Here is a 24,926-nt window from a genome sequence, read left to right on the forward strand (position 1 = left end):
TAATGGATATTAGAGAACTTCAAGCTTATGGCTATTTTATTTTGACAGCATTCTTAGCTATCACTTTGTACGCTTATTTTTTTCATCTTTACAAAAGTGAAAAGCAAGGTAGAAGAAATTATGAGAAGTATTCGAAATTAGCCCTAGATGATGAGATCGGTAGTAAAATTTTAGAGCAAAAGGCTACAAAGGAGAGCGTATGCAATGGCTAAATTTAGAAGATAATATAAATTTACTTGCGTTAATAGGTGCCATCTTAATTATCGTACTAACTGTCGTTGTAGCTGGCAAGTATGTTGGTCAAATGAAAGTTAAAAAAGATGAAAGCGTAGAGCTTAGCGAGCACAACTGGGATGGGATAGGCGAGTATAAAAATCCAGTTCCATTTGGTTGGGCAGTAGTTTTTTTACTAACGCTTGTTTGGGCGATTTGGTATTATTTACTTGGTTATCCACTAAATTCTTACTCACAAATCGGTGAATATAATAAAGAGGTAAAAGAGGCAAACGCTAAATTTGAAAAAGAGTATGCAAACCCAAGCAAAGAAACGCTTCATGCTATGGGAGAGAGCGTATTTTTAGTGCAATGCTCAGCATGTCATGGTATCACAGGCGATGGTATTGGTGGCAAAGCTGCAAATTTACAAATTTGGGGTAGCGAACAAGGAATAGTTGATACGATACTAAATGGCTCAAAAGGGCTTGATTATCCTATGGGCGAGATGCCAGCAGGGCTAGCTGATGCTGATGGAGCAAAGGCTATCGCAGCTTATGTAGCAAAAGAGATAAGTGCTATAAAAAGTACAAAAAATGAAAATTTAGTAGCTATGGGAAAAGAGCTTTACGTAGCTTGTGCAGCTTGTCACGGAGATGATGGCAAAGGCATGGATGGTATGTCGGCTGATCTTAGTAAATATGGTTCAAGTGAGTTCATCGTAGATGTACTAAATCGTGGTAAAAACGGCAACATTGGTGTTATGCCTAAATTTAATGATGGCAGATTAAACGAGATACAACAAAAAGCAGTTGGCGAATATGTCATATCGCTATCAAAGGGCGAATAATGGAAAATAAAAATAGAAATATCTTTGCTTTAAATGGCATTAGCGGTTATTTGGTGGCAGTTTTGCTTTTGCTATCTATCCTTGGCGTACTTACTTATATTGGTATTGGCTTGCAAAAAGATGTAGCAACCAAGCCTTACTCATTAAAAGACGCAAGTAGCATTGAGATGAAGAGCGTTGACAACGCTAAACATGTCATTATAAAGGAGTAGTGATGCTAGGCATAATAGAAAAAGCCATAATCTTGCTGATAGTTGTTGCAGGAGCTATTTGTGCGTGGTCAGTGCTTACATCAAACCACCTTTTTGTAGGCTAGGTGTGAGAAAATTTATACTCATTTTTATATTTTTGCTCTCACAAAGTTTGGCTTTGGGAGCAAATTTTGTGATAAATAATGATGAAATCCTAAGCCAAAAAGTAAGTGTAAAGCTAAATGAGATCGGCAGTGAGCTTTACGCAAAAAGCGGTATAAATTTAGCAGTCGGTATATATAAAGATGGTGAGCTAGAAGCTCTTTTTAAAGAGCAAAACCTTAGCTCACCTTATGCTTTTTTGCTGCTTATAAAGGATAAAAAGAAAGTAGAAATTTTTGCCGATGCTAATACTTCAAAGCTTTTTAATAAAGAACAAATTTTAAGCGTAAATCCAGAATCAGGAACGATAATTCCTATTTTGGTTTCTAAAAATGGCAAAGATGTCTATAATGCTGCTATATTAAATGGCTACGCTGATATTGCCGAGCAAATCGCATCTAGCTTAAATTTACAGCTTGAAAGTAGTGTTGGAAATTCAAACAAAACTACATTAAATTTTTTAAGATTTTTCATCTATGGTTTGGTTGCATTTTTTGTAATTGTTGTCTTTTATAAAAAGGTAAAAAATGGATAAAAAAACCTTTTGGCCTTATGCTATTGTGCTTAGCTTCATTGCTATCATTATCGCTTGTGCAGTAACGATCATTATAGCACTAAAACATCCAGTCGAGATGGATAGCTCCTATATGCAAAGCTACCAAAATGTCGATGAAAATATAACCTTTATCAAAGAGAGTGAAAAACGCTTCGATGAGAAATTTGATCTAAAATTTGAGCCAAATTTTAACGCCTTAAATGCTAAGCTTAAATTTCATCTAACTCCAAAAAAAGGAGAAATTTCAGCTTTAAAATATGAAATTTTACTTACTCGCCCACAGACAAATAAAGAAAATAAAATTTTAAGAGCTTCATGGCAAGAAAATGATCTAGTAAGCGAAGAAACAAGTCTAAAAGAAGGCAGGTGGCAGCTACTTTTAAGGCTAAGTGACACCAATGATACAAGGTATTATAAATTTGATCTTAATGTCACAAAATGATCTTAAAATCGCAGCTTTGGCATCTGAGAAAGATCTCAAAGCTGGGCTTAAATTTTAACAAACTAATCTTTTTGGCTAAAACTAAAATACTAAGTTTTTATCAAATAAAACTATAAATCAAATCTCTTTAAATCCAAAATTTAATCCCAAACGCTCGCAAGTGCCGACATATTCTTTAAATTTATAGATTAATGGATGCCATTTTTGCGTGTCTATCTTTTCATCTTTTAGTAAATTTTCATCTACAAAAATGCCTGTAATCTTACAAGTAACGATGCTAAACCACTCTTTTAACTCTATCTTTTCTACAACCGTTTCTATCTGTATCTTGCACTCTTTTATCCTGACGGTTTTTGCATTTATGCCAGGCTCTTTGCTGAGATTTGCCACCTTAAATTTGTCGTGCTCGTAGGTGTAGCCAAGATTCTTTTTTTCTTCTGGTACGTTACTATCGCCAGTTAGTTTTTCCATTTTTTGCACAGCTTCTAGTAGGCTTTCATCACATAAATTTAGCGTGATATCTGAACCATTTTTGATATTTTTAAAGCCTTGATTTTCAATACCTATGCCAAGCACTACTGTGTTCCCCAATGTCCAAGAAGATGAAAGCACCGTGATATCATCGTTTGCATTTTTATCTTTTGTGGTGGCTAGCAAAACCGGAAAGCCGTAGTAAAAACCTTGTCTGTTTAACTCTTTATGCATTTTTGCTCCTTTTTTGTGATTGTAGCTTTTGGCTCTTTAAGGCTTAAAATTTTAATGTATTTAGATGAAAATTTAAAGCTTTGGCTAAGCGTAAAAAGCGCTCTTTTATAAGCATTTAGCTATCATTGCTTAAAAATTTAAGAGAGAAAAATGCATAACCTAAACCAACTTTTTGTCTTTACGAACTCGCGTAAGATTCGTGAATTTAATGCAAGTTTTAATGATGAGCTAATCCCAAAAAGCCTAAGTATTGCTGAGTTTTATAAAAAGATAGTTTATGTAGATGGTAGGTTTGAGATTGATAGCACCTATGCTTTAGTGCTTATGAATAGAGCCTGTGCTAGCGTCAAAAAGGCAAACTCGGTTCTTAAAATTCCAACTGAGTTTTTTGAATTTTTGAAAAATAATGACTATCTTTTTTCATTTTTTAAAGAGCTAGCTATTAGTAAAAAGAGTATTGCTGAGATCAAATTTAACGATATTTACGCTAACTTTGAGGAGCATTTAAACATACTTGAAGAGGTTTTAAAAGAGTATGAGAGCTTGCTTGATAGAGAAAATCTCTACGATGATATAACCTTGCCAAAAATTTACTCCATTAATGAAGGCTATATCAGAAGCTTTAGTAAAATTTCACTACACATAGATGGAATTTTAAGCGAATTTGAGTGGGAAATTTTAGAGAAAATATCAAAGCTAACTACGCTAAAAATTATCTTTCAAACTAGTGTTTTCAATACAAAGCTAATCAATAAAATAAAGCAAATTTCAGCTATTAGCGAGATTGAAAATTACAAAAAATATGAGCTAGATTTAAAGACAAATGAGCTAATTTGCTTAGAAAATATCAAAAAATTTGAGCCAGTTTTAGAGAAGCGATTTGCCACTAGAAGCCTGCAATGTGCCTACGCTATGGCAAAGGCGAGCGAGTTTGTGCGTGAGGGCATAAAGCCTGAAAACATCGCTGTTATATTGCCAGATGAGAGTTTTAGTGAAATTTTAAGGCTTCATGATAGCAATAAAATTTTTAACTACGCTATGGGCGAGAGCTTTAAAGATACAAAATTTTATGAGACGCTTTACTACATCTCAAGAGCGATCAATGAAGAGGCAAGGCCGGTTTTTGATCAAAGCAAGTGTGAGAGCTACGAGGAGCTTGGCTTTATCTTGAGCACGCTTGGCGTAAGTGAAGAGCTTTTTAATAAATTTAAATCAAGCTACTTTGATCTTTGCGATTTTGCTAAATTTAAAGAGCTAATAGACGAGCTTTTGGTGCTTGAAAGTGAGCCAAGATGCGAAGAGAAGCTTGCGCTTGAGCTTTTTAGGATCGAGAATTTATGTAGGTATTTTAGCTTTAGCTTAAAGCAGTTAAGTGAAATTTTCTTACTAAATATCTCGCGCCTTAGCATCGATGATGTGGGTGGTGGAAAGATCAGTGTCATGGGCATGCTAGAGAGCCGTGGAATGAAATTTGATGGTGTGATCATAGTTGATTTTAATGATAACTTCATCCCAGCAAGAAGCACAAACGAGATGTTTTTAAACTCGAAAGTGAGGCAAAAAGCAGGGCTTATAAGCTACCTTGAGCGTGAAAATTTGCAGAGATTTTACTATGAAAGTCTTATAAACAATGCCAAAAAGGTCGCCATAAGCTGTGTTTTAAACGAAGAGAGTATTCCTTCAAGATTTTTAAAAAATTTCAAAACAATAAAAGATGAGAAATTTAGTGACGAGGCGTATTTAAAATTATTTTTAAAAGGAAATACAGGCCTAAATTTAAGCGATGATGAGATCATTTTGGAGCATGATTTTTTCACTAAACCGCTATCATTTTCGACACTAAATTTATTTCTAACTTGCCCAAGAAAGTATTATTATGCAAAGATAGCTGGTATAAAAGGAGCAAAAGCAATAGCAACTGAGCCAGGATCTAAGCAAGGAAATAGCGTACACAAGGCGCTTTATGAGTACTACACAAGTGATTTTTATAGACAAAAAAATATATTTGATTTGGCTATTTTTAAAGAAATACTTGCAAAGCAAGATTTTTCTTCGCTTGAGCTTGAGATTTGGTCGCAGAAATTTAAAGAATACACAGAGTTTGAAAATGAACGTTTAAGTGCTGGCTTTAGGGTGCTTGAGTGTGAAAAAGATATAGAGAGCAGTTTTTGTGATGTAAAGATAAAAGGCATTATCGATAGGATCGATGCTAGCCCTGATGGCGAACCTTTTATACTTGATTATAAAACTGGTGATGCAAATGCGAACTCGCTTCAGCTTGCATTTTATGAAGCACTTTACGGTAGCGAGGTAAAAAGTGCTTACTTTGCTCTAAAAAATGAACCTGTGCTTATTAGCTCAAAAAAAAGCGTGGATGATCTAAAGGCCGAGATAGAAAATCTAAAGAGTATAAATAACACTAAGATAAATTTTGAAAGAAAGAGCGGAGCTTGTAAATTTTGCGAGTATGCCATACTTTGTAGGAGAGAGTTATGAAAGATTTTTTAGCCCTAAAAGCAAGTGCTGGAAGCGGAAAAACATTCGCTTTAAGCGTTCGTTATATCGCTTTGGTGCTTAGAGGCGAAAATATAAACGAGATCATCGCTCTAACCTTCACCAAAAAAGCGGCCAATGAGATGAAAGAGCGCATAATCACAACTTTTTTGGACTTGCAAAACAAAAAGGACGAGCTTGAAAAGCTTTGCAAAGAGCTTAGTTTGAGCCAAGATGAGGTCATAAAAAGACGCGATGAGAAGCTTGATAGGTTTTTGCAAAGTGAGCTAAAAATTTATACATTTGATGCATTTTTCTCTGGAATTCTAAAGAAATTTAGTCAAAATTTAGGACTTAGTCCTGATTACAGCGTGCAAGATAGTCTGCAAGACCTGGCGTGGAAAAAATTTGTAAAAGAGGTAAGTAAAGATCAAAAGCTTCTTAGTGAGCTTGCACTCATGATGATAATCTCAAGCCAGAAAGAGGCGAGTTTTTCGCAGACTTTGGCTAAATTTTATGAGAGCTTTGGCGGTGAGCTAAAAGATAGTGGCGCAAGCTATCCAGATGATAGCAAGGTAAGAGCAGCGCAAAAAGATATAAATGAGCATATAGCCTTGCAAAATGGTGCTAGCGATACGGCCAAAAAGACATTTAAAGAGCAGAATTTGTTTGAGCTTTTTAAAAATAAGGTCTTTGAAAGAGAGAGCCTAGATTACCGCACTTTTAGCAAAATTTATACAAGTGAGCTTGATAGGCTCTTTAACGAGCTAAAAGAGGCGGCAAAAGAGTATATTTTGGAGGTCGAAAGATACAGACTTAGCGGTTTTAGCAAGCTCTTAAACGTTTATAAATACTCAAATTTAGAGCTAAATAAAGAGATAAATGCTTTAAGTTTTGCTGATATAAATAAGCTGGTCTTTAAGCTTTTGGTTGAAAATTTTGATAAAGATGTGCTTTATTTCAGGCTTGATGGCCGCATAAATCACCTTTTGATAGATGAGTTCCAAGATACAAATGTGATCCAATATGAGATCATCTTGCCAATTATCAATGAAATCGTTTCAGGATACGGACAAAACGGACTTGGAAGCTTCTTTTACGTTGGAGATACGAAGCAAAGTATCTATAAATTTAGGGGCGGTAAAAAAGAGCTTTTTGATAAGCTTGGAGATGATTTTAGTCAGATAGATATAGAAAATTTACCAAGTAACTACCGTAGTTTAAAGGCTTTAGTGAAATTTAATAACGCTATTTTTGAAGAAATTTATCATAGATATGGGCTTAGTTTTGAGCCACAAGATCCAGCTAAAAAAGATAAGGAACTAAGCTATAAAGTAAGTGGCGAGTGTCCTTATTTTGAGGTCAAGGAAGATGACTATGGCTACTTACGTGTGCTAAGTTACGAAGATATCGCGGGTGTAGTCGTTTCACAAGTAAAAGAGCTACTTGCAGCTGGCGTAAATGCAAGTGAGATAACTGTGCTTTGCTGGAAAAATAGTGACATCAGTCTTATCTCAGAGGTGCTTAGCAGTGAGGGGATAAAAAGCGTAAATGAAGGCACCTTGGAGCTAAAGCGAACGCCATTTGTTGCAGCGATCATCGAGTATGCGAAATTTTGTCTTTTTAGTGAAGAAATTTATGAAAAAAATGTAAAAGCACTCGTAAATACAAATCCTAAAAAATTAAAAATAAAAGCTGAAGATAGCGCGACAGAAAGCCTATTTTATCTAGCAAAAAATTTATATATAAATATGGCTGATGTTGATATTTTAAGGCTTTTTGAGCTAAGTAGTGGCTATAAAAATTTAAGCGATTTTATCTTTAATCTTGAAAATTTCAGCTCTAAAATCAGTCCTAAAAATGCTGACGGCGTAAAGATAATGACTGTTCATAAGTCAAAAGGGCTCGAGTTTGCTCACGTGATAGTTTGTGATATGATGAGCAAGGGCAGGGGCGATGACTCAAGCTTCATAACAGAATATAGCGAAAAAGGCGAGTGGATAGTAAAAAGTAGAATTTCTGGTAGAGAAAATTTTGATCCTGAGTATGCTGGCGTGTTAGAGCAAATAAAAGAGCTTGAGAAGCAAGAAAATATCAATAAAATTTACGTTGCTTTCACTAGGGCTACAAAGTCGCTTATTATCATTAAACAAGCCGCTCCAAGTGGAAATAGCCCTAGCTTTTTTTCTTTTTATACTAGAAGTGATAAAAGCGAAGTAAGCGACTATCTTGATCTAAAAGAGTTTAGCTTTGGCAAAATTTTACCTAGCAAGAGCGAGCAAAAAGAAGCTATAAAAGATGAAAAAATGCCTGAAATTTTAAAGATAGAAAGACAAGAGGTAGAAGCAAGAGAGCAAAAAACGAGCGGTAAAAATTTAGAGGCAATCTATTTTGGCTTAGCGTTTCACTATTTGCTTGAGATGAGTGAGAAATTTGATAAAAATTCGCTTTTAAAAGCCAAGAGTTTAATGCTAAATAAATTTTACAAATTTCTCTCACCTGATAGGCTCGAAGATGCCTTTAAACGGGCAAAAATGCTAATAAATGAGCCAAAATTTATAGAGTGCATAAAAGATAAAGAAATTTACAAAGAGCAGCCATTTAAAGTAAAAAATGAACTAAAACAGATGGACTTATTTTGTATTGGAGAGAGCGAAATTTGCGTGATTGACTATAAAACGACCGATAAAAATATCGAGGAAAATAAAAAACAAGTTGGAGAATACAAAGAGGCATTAAGTAAATTTTATCCAAAGCATAGTATAATCGCCGTCATCTTCTACGCTCTTGATGGAAAAATTTCATATATTGAAGTTTAAATGCTACTTAATTTAAGCTTTATAAAAGCATTGTTTAAATACAATCACAACTCAAAAATTAACTTGGCAAAGGTAAGAAAATGACAAAAATAACAAAGCCAAACGAAGTTAAACGAGACTGGATCGTTGTTGATGCAGCTGGTAAACGTTTTGGTAGATTGCTAACTGAGGTAGCAACTATACTTCGTGGCAAAAACAAACCATGCTTCACGCCAAACGTAGATTGTGGCGACTATGTTATCATCATAAATGCTTCAAAAGTAGAATTTACTGGTAATAACAAGGCTGAAGACAAACTTTATCACAGACACTCAGGATATTTTGGTAGCGTAAAGAGTGAAAAATTTGGCGATTTGATAGCAAATAAGCCAGAAAAACTATTTAAATTAGCTGTTCGTGGAATGCTTCCAAAAACTAAACTTGGAAGAGAGATGATAAAAAAACTAAAAGTTTATGCTGGCAGTGAGCATCCTCATACGGCACAAATAGCTAAAAAAGAAGGAAAATAATTATGGCAAAAGTTTATGCAACTGGTAAAAGAAAAACTGCCGTAGCAAAGGTTTGGATAAAAGCTGGAAGCGGTAAAATCGTAGTAAATGGTATGGACCTTAATACTTGGCTTGGCGGACATGAAGCTATAAAGCTTAAAGTAATTCAGCCACTTTTAGTAACAAAACAAGAGAGTTTAATAGATGTAGTAGCCACAACTTTAGGTGGTGGTTATTCAGCACAAGCAGAGGCTTTAAGACACGGTATTTCACGTGCTTTAGCTGATATGGATGCTGATTTTAGAGCAGCACTTAAACCAAAAGGCTTATTAACTAGAGATTCTCGTGTTGTTGAACGTAAGAAATTTGGTAGAAGAAAGGCAAGAAGAAGCCCACAATTCTCTAAACGTTAATGAGTTTTTGCAAGTGCTTTTGCATTTGCAAAATTTAAGTTGTGTAAATTTCAAATTTACATTATTAATTAAATTATGATTTAGAGTCGGTTAAATTTTATTCAGTTAAAATGTAACCACTTTAAGATAAATCCTAAGAAAGGAATTCTAAATATGAAAAAGATTGCTTTAGCTATGGTTGCCGCAACAGCGGTTTTTGCGTCTAACGCAGCATATAATTATGAAGTTACTCCAACTATTGGTGGCGTTCACCCAGAGGGAAATTTACGTGTAAAAGACCACAACTTCGTTGGTGTTAGAGCTGCTAGAAATCTTGAAGATTTTTTCTTTGATCAAGTAGAACTTGGTGTTGATTACACTCAAAAAGCAAAAGAAAAAACAGGTAGCTTAACAAGAGAAGGAAGAGTCCTTAGATATCATGCGAATCTTGTAAAAGATATAGTTGATTTTGGACCAGTTAGTCTATATGGCTTAGTTGGCGCTGGATATGAAGATGTTCCAGCTATTTTTGTTAAAAATGAAGATGGCGGTTTTGGCCAATATGGTTTTGGCTTAAGATATCAAGTAACTGATAGATTTGCTCTTAAAGCAGAAGCAAGAGACGCTATCAAATTTGAACATGCTGATCATAACCTATTCTATTCACTAGGCTTTGGTATCGGTCTTGATTCAAAAGCAGCTCCAGTTGTGGCAGCAGCTCCAGTTGCAGCAGCAACTCCAGCAGCAACTCCAGTTCTTGATGATGATAATGATGGCGTGCCAAACGATATAGATCAATGCCCTAACACTCCAGCTGGCGTTGTTGTTGATGAAAGAGGATGCGAAAAAGTTATCGTTCTTAGAGATTTAGATGTTAACTTTGCATTTGATAGCTATAAAGTTGGACCAAAATATGCTGCTGAGATCAAAAAAGTAGCTGACTTTATGGGCGAACACCCAGATTATAAAGTTGTACTTGCTGGTCACACTGATAGCGTAGGCGCAGAAGCTTATAACCAAAAACTATCTGAGAAAAGAGCAAAAGCAGTAGCTGATGTTCTTGCTGGCTATGGTGTAAGTGAGGATAAAATTTCAACAGTTGGTTACGGTGAGCTTAAACCAATTGCTACAAATAAAACTAAAGAAGGCCGCGCTCAAAATAGACGCGTTGAAGCTACTTTCAATAAATAATCTTATTATTTAAAGTTACTTCTTTTAGGGGCTTAGCTTCGGCTAGGCCCTTTTTTATTTCTACGGAGAAAATGATGAAAAAAACCATACTTTTTGATTTGGACGGTACGCTTATTGATTCAACTTCTGCTATTTTAAAAGGATTTGATAGAGCTTTCTTATCCCATGGTAAAAAAGAGCCAGACCATAATGCATTAAAGTCTTTGGTTGGTCATCCGCTTGAAATAATGTTTGAAAGACTTGGTGCAAGCAAAAATTTAATTGATAGCTATATAAAAGAATATAAAGCTTGCTACGAAAAAATTTATCTTGATGAGACAGTACTCTTAGATTATGCAAATGAAGCATTGAAGGAGGCAAGTAGCTTTGCTGATGTGGGTATAGTTACTACGAAAACTTCAAAATTTTCTATTATCTTGCTTGAGCATTTAGGGGTTATGAAATATATAAAAACTGTTATTGGAAGAGATGATGTTACTAATCCAAAACCAAATCCAGAGCCAATAAATTTGGCTTTAACTAGACTTAATAAAGATAAAAATAATGCATTTATGGTAGGCGATACCATTATGGATCTAATGGCTGCACAAGCTGCTTTTATTACAGGCGTAGGTCTAACTTGTGGATATGGTCAAAAGAGTGATTTGGAGAAATTTAGTAAACATATTTTCTCAAACCCATTTGAAGCCGTTGGCTTTATAAAAGAGGTTTAATAATCTAATACTCCTAAACTACTTATACTTTAAATTAAATTCAACCTAATGTTTAGCTTGCTTAGCTATAAAATTTACTCCAAAAATTTATTACCTTTGTTTGGTACAAAATCTTTTTAAAAATATTTATTATGAATTTTTAACATCTAAATTACTCTAAATAAATTTGCTTAAAAACGCTACTTTCATGGTAATTTTATCTTATTTAAAATATAAAATTTATCTAAAATTAGCTAATTTTAGGAGATCATAGATTTAAGACCCTAGCCACCTTTAGAGCGCTTGCAAATGCAAAATGTAAGTTATATCCGCCAAGCATGCCAGTGATGTCCAAGACTTCACCAACAAAATAAAGCCCCTTAACGTTATAAGCTTGTAAATTTTTATCTAAAAATTCACTCTTTACGCCACCTTTTGTAACTTCCGCTCTTTCAAAGCCAAATGTCCCAGCTGGGGCAAATTCATAAGCAAAAAGCCTTTTTATGATTTGTCTCTCATTATCGCTAAATTCATAAAAAGCTCTGTCTTTTAAGCCAAAATTTCTTAAAAACTCTAGCACAAACCTTTTTGGCAAGGGCAAAACCGAGCTAAACTGCTTTTTACCATCTATTAAATTTTTCTCACTAAATTTGGGTAAAAAATTTATGCAAATTCGCCCCTTTTGCCAAAATAGAGAGGCGTTTAGTACCGCTGGTCCGCTTATGCCCCTATGTGTAAAAAGCAAATTGCCACTAAATTTATGACTCTCGTTTTTGCTATTTATCTTTACGTCCGCGTTTAGGCTGACGCCACTAAGCTCTTTAAACCAAAACTCATCCTTTTGCACGCTAAATCCAACAAGTGCAGGCGCAAGAGCTGAGATTTCAATGCCAAAATTATTTGCTATTTTATAGCCAATGTCACTTGCGCCAAGGGCTTTGTAGCTTAGTCCTCCACTTGCAATGACTAAATTTCTAGCTCTAAATTTCTCACTTTTGGTTGAAATTTCAAAAATTTCATCTATTTTTTTAGCGCCAAGAACTTCTTTGTTATAAAAAATATCTGCATTTTGTCTTTTTAAAAGTACGCTCAAGACGCTCTTTGCGCCGCTATCGCAGAAAAACTGATTTTGCTTTTCCTCACTAAATTTAAGCTCGCTAAAAAATTTTAAAACTTGATCTGGAGTCAGCACTTTTAAAATTTGTTCTATAAATTTTTGCTCGCCAAGATAGTTTTTAGCGCTTATGAAGTGATTTGTGATGTTGCATCTGCCACCACCGCTTGCTAGGATCTTTTTGCCAGCGCTGCTATTTTTCTCTAAGATGGCAACCTTTTTACCCTTTAAATTTGCTCCTAAAAATAGTCCACTAGCACCAGCGCCAATAATGATGACGTCGTAGATCAAAGCTTCAAGCTCTCTTTTAAAGCAGCCTCGCTTGTAAGGCGAGAGTCAAATTTTATCACTTGATTTTTCTCGTTTTTGTAATAATCGACTACACCTTTTTGGCTATTTAGTAACTCTAAATTTAAGCTTACTTCAGGGTTTAGATAGATATTTTTAAAAATTCTTGGATCGCTTAGGCTAAAGAGTAAAACAAGCCAGATCACGCAAAGCACCACGCAGATGATGGCGAGTACTTTAAAGCCAAAGGCGTGCAAGATATACCCACCAAACGCACCTCCAACAAAGCTTCCTAGATAGCCAAATGAATTAAATACACCAAGGGCTGAGCCTTTTTGTGAGGATTTTACAAATTTTGTTGCAGTTGATTGCATAATGGGCTCGTGAAGGTTAAATCCTATAAAAAATATAGCAACTCCCAAAACGAAGATAAAAAGTGTAAAGCTAATGGCAAAAATAGTGTAGGTTAGGGCAAAAAGTAGCGTACCAGCTATCAAGATGACCTTGCTAAGTCCCTTGCCATCGCCAAGGGCGCCAGCTAGCCCCATAGCCAAAAAGCCAAGCACGGCGCCAAGTGTATAGACCTTGTAAAGCTCGCTACTTTCGTAACCATACTCTTTTACCAAAACGATAGGGATCACCAAAAATGCGATACTTGCTAGCATCTTTTGCATAAAAGAGGTGAAATTTATGATCATGTAGTCTTTTTGTAAAAACAGCTTACCAAATGGCACTTTTTCACTTTTGGCACTCACTTTTATCTCTTTTGGCACAACGGTGTAAAGAAGTACAATGCAAAGTAGGCTAAGAGCGGCACTTAGGTAAAAGAGACTTGAAAGTCCGTAGTCTTTGGCAAGAAGTGGCCCAAGCACCATAGAAAGTGTGAAACTAAGCCCTATAAAAGCGCCCATTATCGCCATAGCTTTTGAGCGTTTTTCTTCTGTTATATAGTCACTTATCATCGCAGTTGCAACTGCTCCGATAGCACCTACACCTTGTAAAAATCTACCAAATAGCATGGTAAAAATATCGCTTGTATGTGCACAAATTATTGAGCCGATGATAAAAACCAAAAGTCCGATTGTTAATGTTTTTTTGCGTCCTATCCTATCCGAGAGTGCTCCAAAAGGTACTTGAAATATCATCTGAGAGATCGCATAGACGCCTACTATTAGCCCTACTAAAAACTCGTTTGCTCCGCGTAAATTTAAGGCATAAAGGCTAAGCACTGGCAAAACTATAAAAAGACCTAAAAATCTACTTGCTATGATAAAAGATAGTGGTAAAACGCTTTTTAACATAAAATTTTCCTTATTTTTAAAAGGACTAAGTTTATCATTTTAACGCTAATTTAAATTTAAAAATTTAATCTACTTTTTTGTAAAATACGCCCAAAAATCAAGGAGCTCTTGCAATGAAGATCGTGCTTGCGACATCAAATTTAGACAAAGTAAAAGAGATAAAAGAGTTTTTAAAAGGCTATGAAATTTACGCTTTAAGCGAGGTTGTAAAGCCATTTGAGATCGTTGAAGATGGTAGCACTTTTCAGCAAAATGCACTCATAAAGTCAAAGGCTGTTTTTGCAAAGCTTAAAGAGCAGGGGCTTGATAATGAGCTTATAGCTCTTAGCGATGATAGTGGCATCAGCGTGGATGCACTTGGCGGTGAGCCAGGGATCTACTCAGCTCGTTATTTTGACCTTGATGAAAATGGCAAAGTATGCGGTAAAAACGCAAATGACGCAAACAACAGAGCAAAGTTAATTAGCAAGCTAAAGGCGCTAAATTTAGAGAGTTCACCAGCTCACTATACTGCCTGTATCGCTATTAGCTCGAAATTTGGCGACTACACGACGCATGGCTTTATGTATGGCAAGGCGGTAAATGAGGAGCGTGGCACAAATGGTTTTGGCTACGACGCGCTCTTTATCCCAGATGGCTTTACTAAAACGCTTGGTGAGCTAGATAATGAGACGAAGCTTAAAATTTCTCACCGCTCAAAGGGGCTTGAACTTGCAAATTTTGTGCTAAAGAGCCTAAAGAAAAACTTTAGTTAAGCCCATTTAGCCCTTTGTTAGCTCTCTCTAAAAGATCCCGTGCGCGAGGATTTTGCTTTTTTCCATTTAAAATTTCAAGCACTTTTTTGTAGTTTTGGGTAGCTTCGTCCTTTTGATTAAGCTTTGCTAGGTCGTTAGCAAGCTCTACTAAAAGCTCTGATCGCACAAGCTCGTTGCCACTTAACTCCGGCGTAATATCAAGTAAATTTAGCGCTAAAAGGTGGTTGTCGTGGGCTTTGTCAAAGTCGTTTTTTAGGTAGTAGGCACTAGCGATGCCTTTTATGCAGACTAACTCGTCGTGCATTGGAGCATCTGGCGCATCGTCATAAATTTTTAGAGCTTCTTGAAAATTAGCAAGCGCTTCGTCGTATCTGCCTAGCGCCTTTTGTGCCGCACCTAGGCTATGATAAGAGCGAGCTAGTAGCAGCTTGTCGCTAACGTTTGCCGCAAGCTCTAGGGCTCTTTGTGAGAGCTCTAACGCCTTTTGTGGCTCTTTATTTACCATGCAAATGCTAGCGCTATTTATGAGCGAAGTGATCGCCTGCTCGGTGTTGCCCTCTTTTAAGCAGACATCAGTCGCTTGCTCGGCTAAATTTATGGCTCTCTCCAAATTTCTATCGCTTTTATAAAACTCCCTCACACTCTCTTGTATTAGCTCGTCACAGCTACTTGCAAAGAGGCAAATAGGCGCTAAAAATGGCAAAATTTTCTTCATGTTTTTACCTTTAAAATTTTTGCCTTATTTTACCTTTTAAAGCGAGAAATTTATATTAACTTTGCTAAAATCACTAAAATTTTAAGGAGCCAAAAATGTCAAATATCTTAATCATCGGAGCAGGTGGCGTGAGCCAAGTCGCAACCGTAAAATGCGCGATGAACGCGGACGTTTTTAGTAAGATCACCCTTGCTAGCCGCACCAAAAGCAAGTGCGACTCGATCGCCAAATTTATCAAAGGCCGCCTAGGTGTGGCTATTGACACCGCACAGATCGACGCGGACGATACGGACGCCGTAGTCGCTCTCATCAAAAAAACGGGTGCCGAGCTGCTGCTAAACGTCGCGTTGCCGTATCAAGACCTAACCCTCATGGATGCGTGCTCTCGCGCCGGCATCCCCTACATCGACACCGCAAACTATGAGCATCCAGATACCGCTAAATTTGAGTACAAGCTGCAGTGGGCGAAAGACGGCGAGTTTAAAGCCGCAAACACGATGGCGCTGCTGGGAAGCGGCTTTGACCCAGGCGTGACAAACGTATTTTGCGCCTATGCACAGCAAAATTTATTTGATGAGATCCACGAGATCGACATCCTTGACTGCAACGCTGGCGATCACGGATATCCGTTCGCGACGAATTTCAATCCCGAAATCAACCTGCGCGAAGTTAGCGCAAAGGGCCGCTACTGGGAGCGCGGCGAGTGGAAAGAGACCGAGCCGATGGAAATAATGTTCAAATGGGACTATCCGAAAGTCGGCGTCAAGGACAGCTACCTGCTCTATCACGAAGAACTTGAAAGCCTTGTTAAAAACATCAAGGGGCTAAAGCGAATCCGCTTTTTCATGACCTTCGGACAGAGCTATCTAACTCACATGAAGTGTCTAGAAAACGTGGGGATGCTGCGCATAGACGAGGTCGAGCATAACGGCGTGAAAATCGTGCCGATACAGTTTCTAAAGACCTTGCTACCTGATCCTGCAAGCCTCGGCCCTCGCACGAAGGGTAAAACCAACATCGGCTGCGTGATCCGCGGCCTAAAAGACGGCAAAGAGCGCCAGGTCTATATCTACAACGTCTGCGACCACGAGGCTTGCTTCGCCGAGACGGGCGCGCAAGCGGTGAGCTACACGACGGGCGTACCTGCGATGATCGGCTCGATGATGGTTGCAAAAGGCATCTGGAGTGGAAAAGGCGTCTTTAACATGGAAAATTTCGACGCCAAGCCTTTCATGGACGAGCTAAATAAACAGGGATTGCCGTGGGAGATAATCGAAATGAAACCCGGCGAGAGGTATGAAGTCTAAATTTAAGGCTTGTCTTTTTCTACTTATACTTTGTTGGTTTTAAATTTTGCTCGGTCATTACCCACTCGGTAACTCCAGTCACAAAATTTAAAACCGCCTCCTCTAAGCAAAAAATACTACGCCTTGTTCTTTTTTGTTCAAATTTTTGCTAACTTAAATTTTACTTGCTCAGTCGTAAAATTTTAATCCGCCTTGAGTAAGGCAAAAATACCGCGCTTTGATCTACCGTATTTAAATTTCTAGTTTAAATTTTGCACCGCTTGCATTCAAATTTTGCATCAATTTAATTTAAGCTTCCACATCGAAAAGCGTTTAAATTTAGCTATAATCGTGCAGAATCTATCAAAACAAATTTGAGTAAATTTAAAGCTCTCAATCTCCAGTCGCGCAAACTCTACGCCCACCCAAATAATAACAAAAGGAAAAATTTGAACTCCTCAAAAACTTCACTATCTTTTTTAGTCGTACTAAGCGCGCTCATGGCATGTACATCGCTATCTACGGACGTATATCTGCCCGCTATGCCTACGATGGAGCGGCAGCTGCACGGAGACTCGGAGCTCACGATAACGGGCTTTTTGATCGGCTTTGCTACCATGCAGCTCGTCTGGGGGCCTATCAGCGATAGGATCGGGCGTAAAATCCCGCTTTTTATCGGTATGGCGCTCTTTGCGACCGGATCAGTAGGATGCGCGATGTCAGACACTATGGCTAGTGTCGTATTATGGCGCGTGTTTCAGGCCGTGAGCGCGTGCGTAGGACCGATGCTAAGCAGGGCGATGATTAGCGATCTTTTCGGTAGCTCGCAGGCCGCACAGATGCTCTCTACGCTAGTTATTATCATGGCAATAGCGCCGATAGCGGGTCCGTTATTGGGCGGTGCGATACTGGAATTTGGCTCTTGGCACGGGATATTTTGGCTGATGGCGCTAGCTAGCGCGGTTATGTTTGCGATGATTTTTTCTCTACCGGAGACCTTGCCGCCGCAAAAGCGCTCCACAAAGCCCATCGTATCGTCTTTTAGAAACTATCTAAGATTATTGCAAGACGCCAAATTTATGCGATACACTCTTAGCGTGACGTTTTTCTACGTAGCCGCCTATGCCTTTATCACTGGCTCGTCGTTTGTATATATCGATTATTTCGGCATTCCTAGCAAATACTACGGATTTTTATTCGGCATAAACATCGTGGGCGTCATGGCGCTAAGTTTCGTAAATAAAAAGCTGGTAAAGCGCTATGCGCTAAACCGCCTGCTCATAGTCTCCGCGCTCGTTGCCGCGCTTGCTGCCAGCGTGCTGTTTGCGTTTTTCAAAACGGGCGACGTTCTTGGCGTGATAATCCCGATGTTTTTCGTTTTTAGCATGAACGGCATTATAGCTTCTTGCTCCAATGCCGCCGCTCTTGATAGCGTGCCGCAGGAGATGAAGGGCTCGGCCGCTGCGCTCATCGGCTCGCTGCAATACGGCAGCGGCATCCTCTCCTCGGCGATGCTTGCGGCGTTTTCTGCGGCTACGCCGTGGGCGATGTCTTGGATAATAGCGTTGTTTGTTTGGCTAAGCGCACTCGCGGCGTATTTTAATAAATAAATTTAGCCTTGCGGGTTTGACTCAAATTTTGGTCAAATTTGTAAAATTTCGGTCGCCAAAGCCAAAAATCAAATTTAGCGCTGGCAGGCCTAGCCAAATTTTACTTTTTCTTATTTTCGCTTTTTTTGCGCGCTTAGCGCCTCAAATTTCTGCTTTAAATTTTAAAAATCTCGTGCTTGGATAGCTCGTATTTGTCGTATATCACGGCATTATCATCGCCAGTAGGCTGCATGAGGTCGTATGCTAGCCCACCTTTTTTAAATTTTACATTTAAAACGCTAATTTTGCGCTTGGCGTCTATCTCGCGAATGCTGATTTGCTTGATATCTTTAAAGTAAAATTTCGCATTCTTGCCGCTTTTTATATGAAAAATCCGTCATCTTTGATTTTTCGGTATCACAGAGCAAGAAACTAGGATAAAGAGGTAACTTCGGCGCAAGCTAACTTACTGGCTGGCGCCGAATTTGAAAGTTATTTTATTACTGCTTCAAAGCCAACATCTACATCTGGATAGCTCTTTCCACCATGAAATGGTTTAGCAACAGCGGCAAATTTATCAAAGCTTTCATTTAGCTTCAAATCATCTACAAGATCAACTGAAAATTTTGCTACTAGCTTGCCATTTTGCACTTCATATTTTGTTTTAAAAATTTTTGAATTGCCATTTATGCTAAGCTCAACATCCATTTCTCCAGCCTTATCGTCGCCATTTACTGCTATGATCTTACCATCTACGGCCTTGCCATCGAAAATAATGCCAATCCTTTTATCGCGGTCAGGCAGCTTTGTGTCGATATCTTTTGGCTCTAGCTTAAATTCAAAGCTCTTTAAAAAATCAGCAAAATTTACATTTTCTTGACTTTTAAAATTTATCGTTTTAAAAGTACCTGGTACGGCTGTCTTATTTGCTAGCTTGTAGCCAGTAAATGTTACCTTTGGTTCACCTTCTACGCTAAATGCAAGAGCTGAAACTGCAAAAAATGAAGCTGCTAAAGCAACAGAAGTAAGTTTGTTCATAAAGAATCCTTTTTATAATATTGATAATAAATATCGCAAATTATATACCCACTTACTTCAAAAAAGACTTAAAAACTCTTTTTAATTAATGAATAAATTTTTAATAGCTTCTTACTCTGGATCATCGCTAAAATCGTTATCCCTAAAGATCACATAAAAATTTATGAGCCAAAAAACAAAAGCGATTGCTATGAGCATTGCGGGCAAATGAATGTAAAAGCCACTCCAAAAATAAGCCAAAATTCCTCTACTAATGCCAGCTAAAAGAACTAAAATAAAAGCAATTCTACTAAGGCGTAAAAACTCAAGTTCTTGTCCGCTGTGACGAAGCCCTGCGACATTAAATATAAGCATCACGCTAAAAATTACCGCATTTATCGCTATTAGATGCATAAAATTTGTTTCAAGATGGAGCCCAAAAATGCCGCTAAAGCCGATCCCTAAAAATCCAACTGCTAAAAATAGTTGCATAAAATAGTATAAAAGCACAAAGCTATGTTTAAAAAGCTCTTTATAGTGCCACTCTTTAAGCTTTGCAAGTACCGCACTTCCACAAGCTATCGCGGCATAATAGACACCTAAGCTTGCTTCAAAAAATATATTTAAAAGTAAAAAAGCACAAACGCAGCAGATAGCGATATTTTTATAGATAAAATTTGGCACAAAAACAGCTTCATCCATACCTTTTTCTCTTTTTAGCGCTTCTTTCCCAAGCACGACACTAACGCGGTAGGAGATGAGTAAGATAGCGATTACGTGGATAAAAACTTGTAAATTTAGAAATTTTTCGTTGCCGCTTATTAGATAATAAATTTCAAAGCTTAAAATGCCAAACAAAAAGCCAAGTACGCCAAATTGATCATCATTTTTATCTCGCCAGATCATATAAAGGCAAAGCAAAACCAAGTAAAGCCAAAAAAGAGCGATAAAATAGTGTGCTAAAAATAGGCTAAAAAATGCCAAGATAAAGCTTATGAAAAAGAGTGAAAATAATATATAGGCGTGTATTTTTAGAGATGCTTGAAAATTTGTCCAATCAGTTAATCCAGTTAGCAAAAATCCAGCATAAGCAAGGGCTAAGAAAAGTTGCAAAAATATAAATTTATGCAAACTCACAAAATCAGTTGGAGTAAAAAACACACTAGCACCAAGCGCTGCACAGACGGCACTCGTTAAGAAAAATATCCTCATAGGATGAGTAAAAAAATTATTAATCATAATAAATTTGCCCTTTGAAATTTTCATCTATCATCTTGCTAATAAAAGTAAAATCGCGCTCTTTGAAATCTTTGTCTATTTCAAGTTCTCTTTGTATGACTGCGCCTTTATTTGACAGGAAGTAAATTCTATTTGACATCTTCACAGCTTCCATTCTATCGTGTGTGACGAGAACTACGCTCATACCTTCACTTACTCTTTGGCCAATAATCTCAATTAAAATTTCTTTCATATCATAATCAAGCCCAGAAAAAGGCTCATCCATTAAAAGTAGATCAGGCTTTGTCACGACCGCTCTTACGAAAGCTACCCTTTGTCTCATACCGCCACTTAGCTCGCTTGGGTATTTTAAAGTGTCCTTTTGACTTAACCCAACCTTTTTAAAAAGCTCTAAAACAGCGTTAATATCTGGTTTATCCATAACTAAAAGCACATTTTCAAGGGCATTTTTCCATGTAAGCAGGCGATTTTCTTGAAAAAAATATGTAGTCTTTTTAAAGTTATTAAAAATTTTTCCTTTTCTAGGCTCATTTAGTCCGCTAATAAGCCGAAGTATCGTCGTCTTACCACATCCTGATGGCCCAAAAAGCGTCACTACTTCGCCACTTTTTACGTTTAGGCTAAAATTCCTTACGACCTTATCTCTTAAAATTTCATACTCTACATTTTTAAGCTCAAGCATCATCTTCTCCAAGGCATCAAAGCTATTTTTAGTGGCTCGATGATGAGGTATTCAAAAAGCATGATAAGAGTGATGCTTAAAAGAACATACGCCATTACTTCGGTTGTTTCAAGCATTGCCCTTGCATTTGCTATCTTTGCTCCCATGCCGTTATTTGCACCCAGTAGCTCAGCCATTATGACTATCTTTACGCCCATTGCGACAGCTACGCTAATAGAACTTATTATGTAGCTCGTAAGATGCGGGATGTAAAGGTGTCTTATCTTTTTTAAAATTCCTAGATTATAAGCGTCAAACATCTCTTTTAGCTCCTCATCTACACTACTCATAGCAACTGCTGAGCTTGCAAAAGTAAGCGGTAAAACGGTTATAAAGATAGTAAAAACGGTGCTAAAATTTCCAAATCCAAACCAAAAAATAGCAAGCACTATCCAAATAATTGGTGGCATCGATAAAAGCAAGGTGATAACAGGCTTTAAAAAGGCTGCAAAACTTTTAAAACTACCTGCTATTAGCCCTAGAAATATACCAAAAAATGTTGCCGAGCAAACTCCAATCAGTGATCTGCAAAGCGTTATATTTATCTCGCTGTTTTTATAATCTTTTATAATCTCACAGGCTTTTAAAAATACATCTTTTGGTGGCGGAAGTAGGAGTGGGGAGCTAAACTCGCTTCCCACTTGCCAAATAGCTAAGATCAAAAAAACTACGGCAAATCCGCTAAATCCGCCCCAAAAATAGTCAATTATTTTTAAAAAGCTTGAGCGATCTTTTTTGATGCCATCAATTAGTATCATAAAAATAGACCTTTATCAGGCATCTTGCCGCCTAGAAATTTTGGATTAAACTGATAAATTTCTTCAAAAAATGCCATGATCTCATTTTGTAGTTCATTTGCTTTTGTTACTGTTAGATTTGCCTTGTCAAAGGCATTTGCAAGTGCTACTTCTGGAGCTGGCAAGTAGCTTGAACCTATCTTTGCTGCACTTTGTTTGTTTTCAAGTATCCATGAAAGTGCATTTTTAAGATCACTATGAAGTGTGTCAAATAGATTTAAGTTTTTCTCGTAAAAGCCTCTTTCTACGATAATGCCAGCCATTGGGATTATCGGTTTTGTACCAAAGCTCTCGCCCCAAATTTTTGGAAAATCAACTGAGTAATGCACGCTAACGCCTGCTTTTTTACCGCGCAAAATAGTCGCTTCGCCAAGAGGTTGTGGAACTATTAAAATGTCAAAATCTTTTTGTAAAAATAAAAGCAAAGCCTCAGGCGGCGTTGCTGTATAGGTGATGTCTATCTTGCTAACGTCTATGCCTCTCTTCTTGCAAAGCGCTCTTAAAACAAGATCAGGCATGTCGCCTCGAAATGGCATGACTAGCTTTTTGCCTACAAAATCTTCTAAATTTTTGATCTTTTCATCCTTGACCATAGCGTTCATTACGCCAAGAGTTAGTAAATTTAACATCGCAAAATCAAGCCCTTGATTTCTTAAATTTGCAGCGACATTTGATGGTGACATCGTGACTTTAATATCTCCACTAGCCACGCCTGCACGAAGCTGATCTGGTGTTTTCCAGATATTTAGACTTACATCATAAGTTTTATTTAACTCGCCTTGCAATGCAGCAACCGCCATGATAACGCTTGGGATCGCTGGTGCGCCCCACATAGTAAAGCTCTCTTTTGCAAATAAATTTGGCGCAAATGCGCTAACGCCTAAAGCTGTGCTAAGTCCTAAAAATTTTCTTCTATCTAACATCTTTTTCTCCTTTAAAAACTGCTGTGAAAGCTAATGAAAAATGTCCTGCCAGGGGCATGAACGACTACTGGATCAAGTGCTGCTACGTGATCACCACTAATAAATTCTGCATAATCTTTGTCAAATAAATTTGCTACACCAAATCTTATGCCAACTTTATTTTTAAACTCTACGCCACCATAAAGATCAAGCAAACCAAATCCTTTTGCGGCCTCTTTTTTGTCGATACCTAGGCCATTTTGCTTGCTAAAATCGCCTCTAGTTTGCTTTGAAACTAGCCTTAGTGCAGTGCCAAGATTATAGCTACCAAAGCTTGCATAGTCTTTGTAGTCAAATGCAAAATTTACCTCAAAAGGCCTTATTTGATAAAGCGGCCTGCCGTCGGTTTTGTTTTGTCCGTAGTTGTAGTAAAGTGAGCTTTTTAAGCCAAAATGCCTTGCAAAGCTATATTCTGAGTTTAAATTTACACTATAAAGTGTTGCATCAACGTTTCTTGAGATGACTGCGTTTTTATTTAGTTGCATCGCAGCTTTTGAGTGGCGTCTATCAAAAATAATCAAATTTTTAACGCTATCAGCGATGAAATGTCCACTAAGACTAAATGCATCTTTGTTTTGAAGCGAGTTTAGATACTCTTTGTAAAACTCGCTACCAAATTTAAAGCCAAGAACCGCTCTATTGTGTCTTTCTGGCTCTAAATTTGGATTTGCTATCCAGCCGTTATCGCCTGCGCCATAAAGTGCGTTAAAACGCTCCATATTACTTGGCAAGCGAGATAAGCTTTCAAGCTTTGCAAAGTAGCTATCCTTGTCGTTTGGTGTAAATTTATATTTTAGGCTTGCACTAAAAGCGTCTTTTTTGATCTTATCGCTTACGTCCTCACCATAAATTTGACGAAGCAGTCCGCGAGTCGTGCTAATAGCTGGATTTGGTGCAAAAAATTTAGTATCAAGTCCGTTAAGCTTACTTCTTTGCTCTTCATATTTTAAGGCAAGTGAGGCTTCATTTGCTTCATTAAATTTATAAGCAAGTGTGTCAAAAAGCATAAATTTATCATTTCTAACATCGGCAAATCTGTATCCGTTAAAGATCCAGCTGTTGCCTTGCTTCATGTATCTTTTGCCGTCATGTTTATCTTTTTCAAAGCCAGCGCCTATTTGATTGTGAAAGCTTGCAAAGTCAGCGTCATATTTTAAATTTGCCTCAAATATATTTCTCTTTAAATCCACTTTCACATTTGGAGTGGCATCTCTTAGATGAAAATTATCAGCTTTTCGCTCAACTTTTTTTAGGATAAATTCGAAATTTAGCGTATTTGAAAGATCTTCCTCGCCTAATCTAATATTTAGCTTGCCGACTTTTCTTGTCGTTTTAAAGGCATCCATCACGTGCTCTGGCTGCTTGTCTTTATCGATATTATCCCTTAAAAACGTAAGCCTAAGCTCGCTAAGATCATTTGGCACGAAGCCTAAGATAGCGCTTTGGCCTTGCCTATTGTAGCCATAGTCCCATCTTTTGCCACTTCCATCTTTATAATTATTTGCTTTGGTGAAATTTGCATTTAAAATGGTATAAAAATTTGCGCCACGATATTTAAAAAGCGATGAGTTGTAAAAGCTTTTGCCATACATTCCAGCCGAAATATGAAACATATCAGCTGAGTTATCAAGCAAATTTGTAACAAATGGATATTCGCTTCTTTGAGTGCGGTCAAATTGATTTTCCACAAAGGCGCTTTGTGCAACGTTTGGCGTGATGACTGGCGGCGGAGCAAATTCTCTAATAGGCTTTATAATGTCTAAATTTGCTTCATTTGCTAGAAGCAGTGATGAAAGAACTGCTAGGCTTAAAATGGGCCTCATGTAAACTCCTTTTAAAGATATAATTATGATTTCTTTTATCAGAATTGTAGTAGTAAAAGCCTTTATAAAAGTTGATGTAAGTCATCTTTTAAATTTTTAATCCATAATTACGAGCTTATTGTAGA

General features: G+C 37.4%; 24 protein-coding genes. 14 read left to right on the forward strand and 10 right to left on the reverse strand.

Annotated elements, in window-relative coordinates; all coding sequences use genetic code 11:
• Positions 1–2 precede the first annotated feature (2 nt).
• The 5 genes from CVT17_RS01580 to CVT17_RS01600 all read left to right on the forward strand — a co-directional run bounded on the left by CVT17_RS01580 (position 3) and on the right by CVT17_RS01600 (position 2,414).
• On the forward strand, positions 3–212 hold the full coding sequence (locus CVT17_RS01580) for a cytochrome c oxidase, cbb3-type, CcoQ subunit (protein ID WP_054196093.1): 210 nt from the start codon (positions 3–5) through the stop codon (positions 210–212).
• Positions 200–1,063 (forward strand): cbb3-type cytochrome c oxidase N-terminal domain-containing protein, encoded by an 864-nt coding sequence (locus CVT17_RS01585; protein ID WP_087578301.1) that lies wholly within the window; start codon positions 200–202, stop codon positions 1,061–1,063. The genes CVT17_RS01580 and CVT17_RS01585 overlap by 13 nt, the downstream gene beginning before the upstream one ends.
• Positions 1,063–1,275 carry a DUF4006 family protein gene (locus tag CVT17_RS01590; RefSeq protein ID WP_021090794.1) on the forward strand — a complete coding sequence of 71 codons (213 nt, stop codon included), beginning with the start codon at positions 1,063–1,065 and terminating at the stop codon, positions 1,273–1,275. The genes CVT17_RS01585 and CVT17_RS01590 overlap by 1 nt, the downstream gene beginning before the upstream one ends.
• A 106-nt stretch (positions 1,276–1,381) precedes the next feature.
• Positions 1,382–1,951: a hypothetical protein gene (locus CVT17_RS01595; protein ID WP_107858450.1), complete on the forward strand. Its 570-nt coding sequence runs from the start codon at positions 1,382–1,384 to the stop codon at positions 1,949–1,951.
• Positions 1,944–2,414 carry a FixH family protein gene (locus CVT17_RS01600; RefSeq protein ID WP_107858451.1) on the forward strand — a complete coding sequence of 157 codons (471 nt, stop codon included), beginning with the start codon at positions 1,944–1,946 and terminating at the stop codon, positions 2,412–2,414. Before CVT17_RS01595 ends, CVT17_RS01600 begins: the two co-directional genes overlap by 8 nt.
• Positions 2,415–2,531: 117 nt before the next feature.
• On the opposite strand, the gene CVT17_RS01605 is transcribed toward CVT17_RS01600, so the two are convergent.
• Positions 2,532–3,119, reverse strand: a complete 588-nt coding sequence (locus tag CVT17_RS01605) for a flavin reductase (RefSeq protein WP_085657824.1) — start codon at positions 3,117–3,119, stop codon at positions 2,532–2,534.
• Between the two features lie 150 nt (positions 3,120–3,269).
• On the opposite strand from CVT17_RS01605, the gene CVT17_RS01610 reads away from it, so the two are divergent.
• The 6 genes from CVT17_RS01610 (at position 3,270) to CVT17_RS01635 (ending at position 11,215) form a co-directional block, all read left to right on the forward strand.
• Positions 3,270–5,615, forward strand: a complete 2,346-nt coding sequence (locus CVT17_RS01610; protein ID WP_107858452.1) for a PD-(D/E)XK nuclease family protein — start codon at positions 3,270–3,272, stop codon at positions 5,613–5,615.
• Positions 5,612–8,431 (forward strand): RecB-like helicase, encoded by a 2,820-nt coding sequence (locus tag CVT17_RS01615; RefSeq protein WP_107858453.1) that lies wholly within the window; start codon positions 5,612–5,614, stop codon positions 8,429–8,431. The genes CVT17_RS01610 and CVT17_RS01615 overlap by 4 nt, the downstream gene beginning before the upstream one ends.
• An 80-nt stretch (positions 8,432–8,511) precedes the next feature.
• The gene (gene rplM, locus CVT17_RS01620; RefSeq protein ID WP_002939292.1) at positions 8,512–8,940 is read left to right on the forward strand and encodes a 50S ribosomal protein L13; all 429 of its coding nucleotides are present in this window, start codon (positions 8,512–8,514) and stop codon (positions 8,938–8,940) included.
• Positions 8,941–8,942: 2 nt separating this feature from the next.
• A complete protein-coding gene (gene rpsI, locus CVT17_RS01625) occupies positions 8,943–9,332 on the forward strand; it encodes a 30S ribosomal protein S9 (RefSeq protein WP_021084780.1) in 390 nt (129 codons plus the stop codon).
• 153 nt (positions 9,333–9,485) lie between these two features.
• On the forward strand, positions 9,486–10,502 hold the full coding sequence (locus tag CVT17_RS01630) for an OmpA family protein (protein WP_084041636.1): 1,017 nt from the start codon (positions 9,486–9,488) through the stop codon (positions 10,500–10,502).
• 74 nt (positions 10,503–10,576) lie between these two features.
• Positions 10,577–11,215, forward strand: coding sequence for an HAD family hydrolase (locus CVT17_RS01635; RefSeq protein WP_107769772.1), 639 nt, complete (start codon positions 10,577–10,579; stop codon positions 11,213–11,215).
• 247 nt (positions 11,216–11,462) lie between these two features.
• Here CVT17_RS01635 and CVT17_RS01640 read toward each other — a convergent pair whose 3' ends face one another.
• A complete protein-coding gene (locus CVT17_RS01640) occupies positions 11,463–12,599 on the reverse strand; it encodes an NAD(P)/FAD-dependent oxidoreductase (RefSeq protein WP_107858454.1) in 1,137 nt (378 codons plus the stop codon).
• Positions 12,596–13,897 carry an MFS transporter gene (locus CVT17_RS01645; protein ID WP_107858455.1) on the reverse strand — a complete coding sequence of 434 codons (1,302 nt, stop codon included), beginning with the start codon at positions 13,895–13,897 and terminating at the stop codon, positions 12,596–12,598. Before CVT17_RS01645 ends, CVT17_RS01640 begins: the two co-directional genes overlap by 4 nt.
• A 113-nt stretch (positions 13,898–14,010) precedes the next feature.
• On the opposite strand from CVT17_RS01645, the gene CVT17_RS01650 reads away from it, so the two are divergent.
• Complete coding sequence (locus tag CVT17_RS01650) at positions 14,011–14,652, forward strand: non-canonical purine NTP pyrophosphatase (RefSeq protein WP_107769769.1); 642 nt, start codon at positions 14,011–14,013, stop codon at positions 14,650–14,652.
• Here the strand turns inward: CVT17_RS01650 and CVT17_RS01655 are convergent.
• Positions 14,645–15,367: a tetratricopeptide repeat protein gene (locus CVT17_RS01655; protein WP_107769768.1), complete on the reverse strand. Its 723-nt coding sequence runs from the start codon at positions 15,365–15,367 to the stop codon at positions 14,645–14,647. The two genes, CVT17_RS01650 and CVT17_RS01655, sit on opposite strands and share 8 nt — an antisense overlap.
• A gap of 95 nt (positions 15,368–15,462) precedes the next feature.
• Between CVT17_RS01655 and CVT17_RS01660 the strand changes: the two genes are divergently transcribed.
• Positions 15,463–16,674, forward strand: a complete 1,212-nt coding sequence (locus CVT17_RS01660) for a saccharopine dehydrogenase family protein (protein WP_107858456.1) — start codon at positions 15,463–15,465, stop codon at positions 16,672–16,674.
• A 428-nt stretch (positions 16,675–17,102) separates the two neighbouring features.
• The gene (locus tag CVT17_RS01665; protein ID WP_107769766.1) at positions 17,103–18,263 is read left to right on the forward strand and encodes a multidrug effflux MFS transporter; all 1,161 of its coding nucleotides are present in this window, start codon (positions 17,103–17,105) and stop codon (positions 18,261–18,263) included.
• 471 nt (positions 18,264–18,734) lie between these two features.
• Here the strand turns inward: CVT17_RS01665 and CVT17_RS01670 are convergent, their stop codons facing one another.
• The 6 genes from CVT17_RS01670 to CVT17_RS01695 form a co-directional block, all read right to left on the reverse strand.
• Positions 18,735–19,280, reverse strand: coding sequence for a hypothetical protein (locus tag CVT17_RS01670; RefSeq protein ID WP_107858457.1), 546 nt, complete (start codon positions 19,278–19,280; stop codon positions 18,735–18,737).
• Between the two features lie 111 nt (positions 19,281–19,391).
• Positions 19,392–20,498, reverse strand: a complete 1,107-nt coding sequence (locus tag CVT17_RS01675) for an NnrS family protein (RefSeq protein WP_107858492.1) — start codon at positions 20,496–20,498, stop codon at positions 19,392–19,394.
• The gene (locus CVT17_RS01680) at positions 20,491–21,180 is read right to left on the reverse strand and encodes an ABC transporter ATP-binding protein (RefSeq protein WP_107858491.1); all 690 of its coding nucleotides are present in this window, start codon (positions 21,178–21,180) and stop codon (positions 20,491–20,493) included. Before CVT17_RS01680 ends, CVT17_RS01675 begins: the two co-directional genes overlap by 8 nt.
• A complete protein-coding gene (locus CVT17_RS01685; RefSeq protein ID WP_103560510.1) occupies positions 21,180–21,977 on the reverse strand; it encodes an ABC transporter permease in 798 nt (265 codons plus the stop codon). The genes CVT17_RS01680 and CVT17_RS01685 overlap by 1 nt, the downstream gene beginning before the upstream one ends.
• Positions 21,974–22,939 (reverse strand): ABC transporter substrate-binding protein, encoded by a 966-nt coding sequence (locus CVT17_RS01690; protein WP_107858458.1) that lies wholly within the window; start codon positions 22,937–22,939, stop codon positions 21,974–21,976. The genes CVT17_RS01685 and CVT17_RS01690 overlap by 4 nt, the downstream gene beginning before the upstream one ends.
• Before the next feature lie 11 nt (positions 22,940–22,950).
• Positions 22,951–24,801 (reverse strand): TonB-dependent receptor domain-containing protein, encoded by a 1,851-nt coding sequence (locus CVT17_RS01695; protein WP_107858459.1) that lies wholly within the window; start codon positions 24,799–24,801, stop codon positions 22,951–22,953.
• Positions 24,802–24,926 lie beyond the last annotated feature (125 nt).

The organism is Campylobacter concisus (genome assembly GCF_003048775.2).
GTDB classification, from domain to species: Bacteria; Campylobacterota; Campylobacteria; order Campylobacterales; family Campylobacteraceae; genus Campylobacter_A; species Campylobacter_A concisus_I.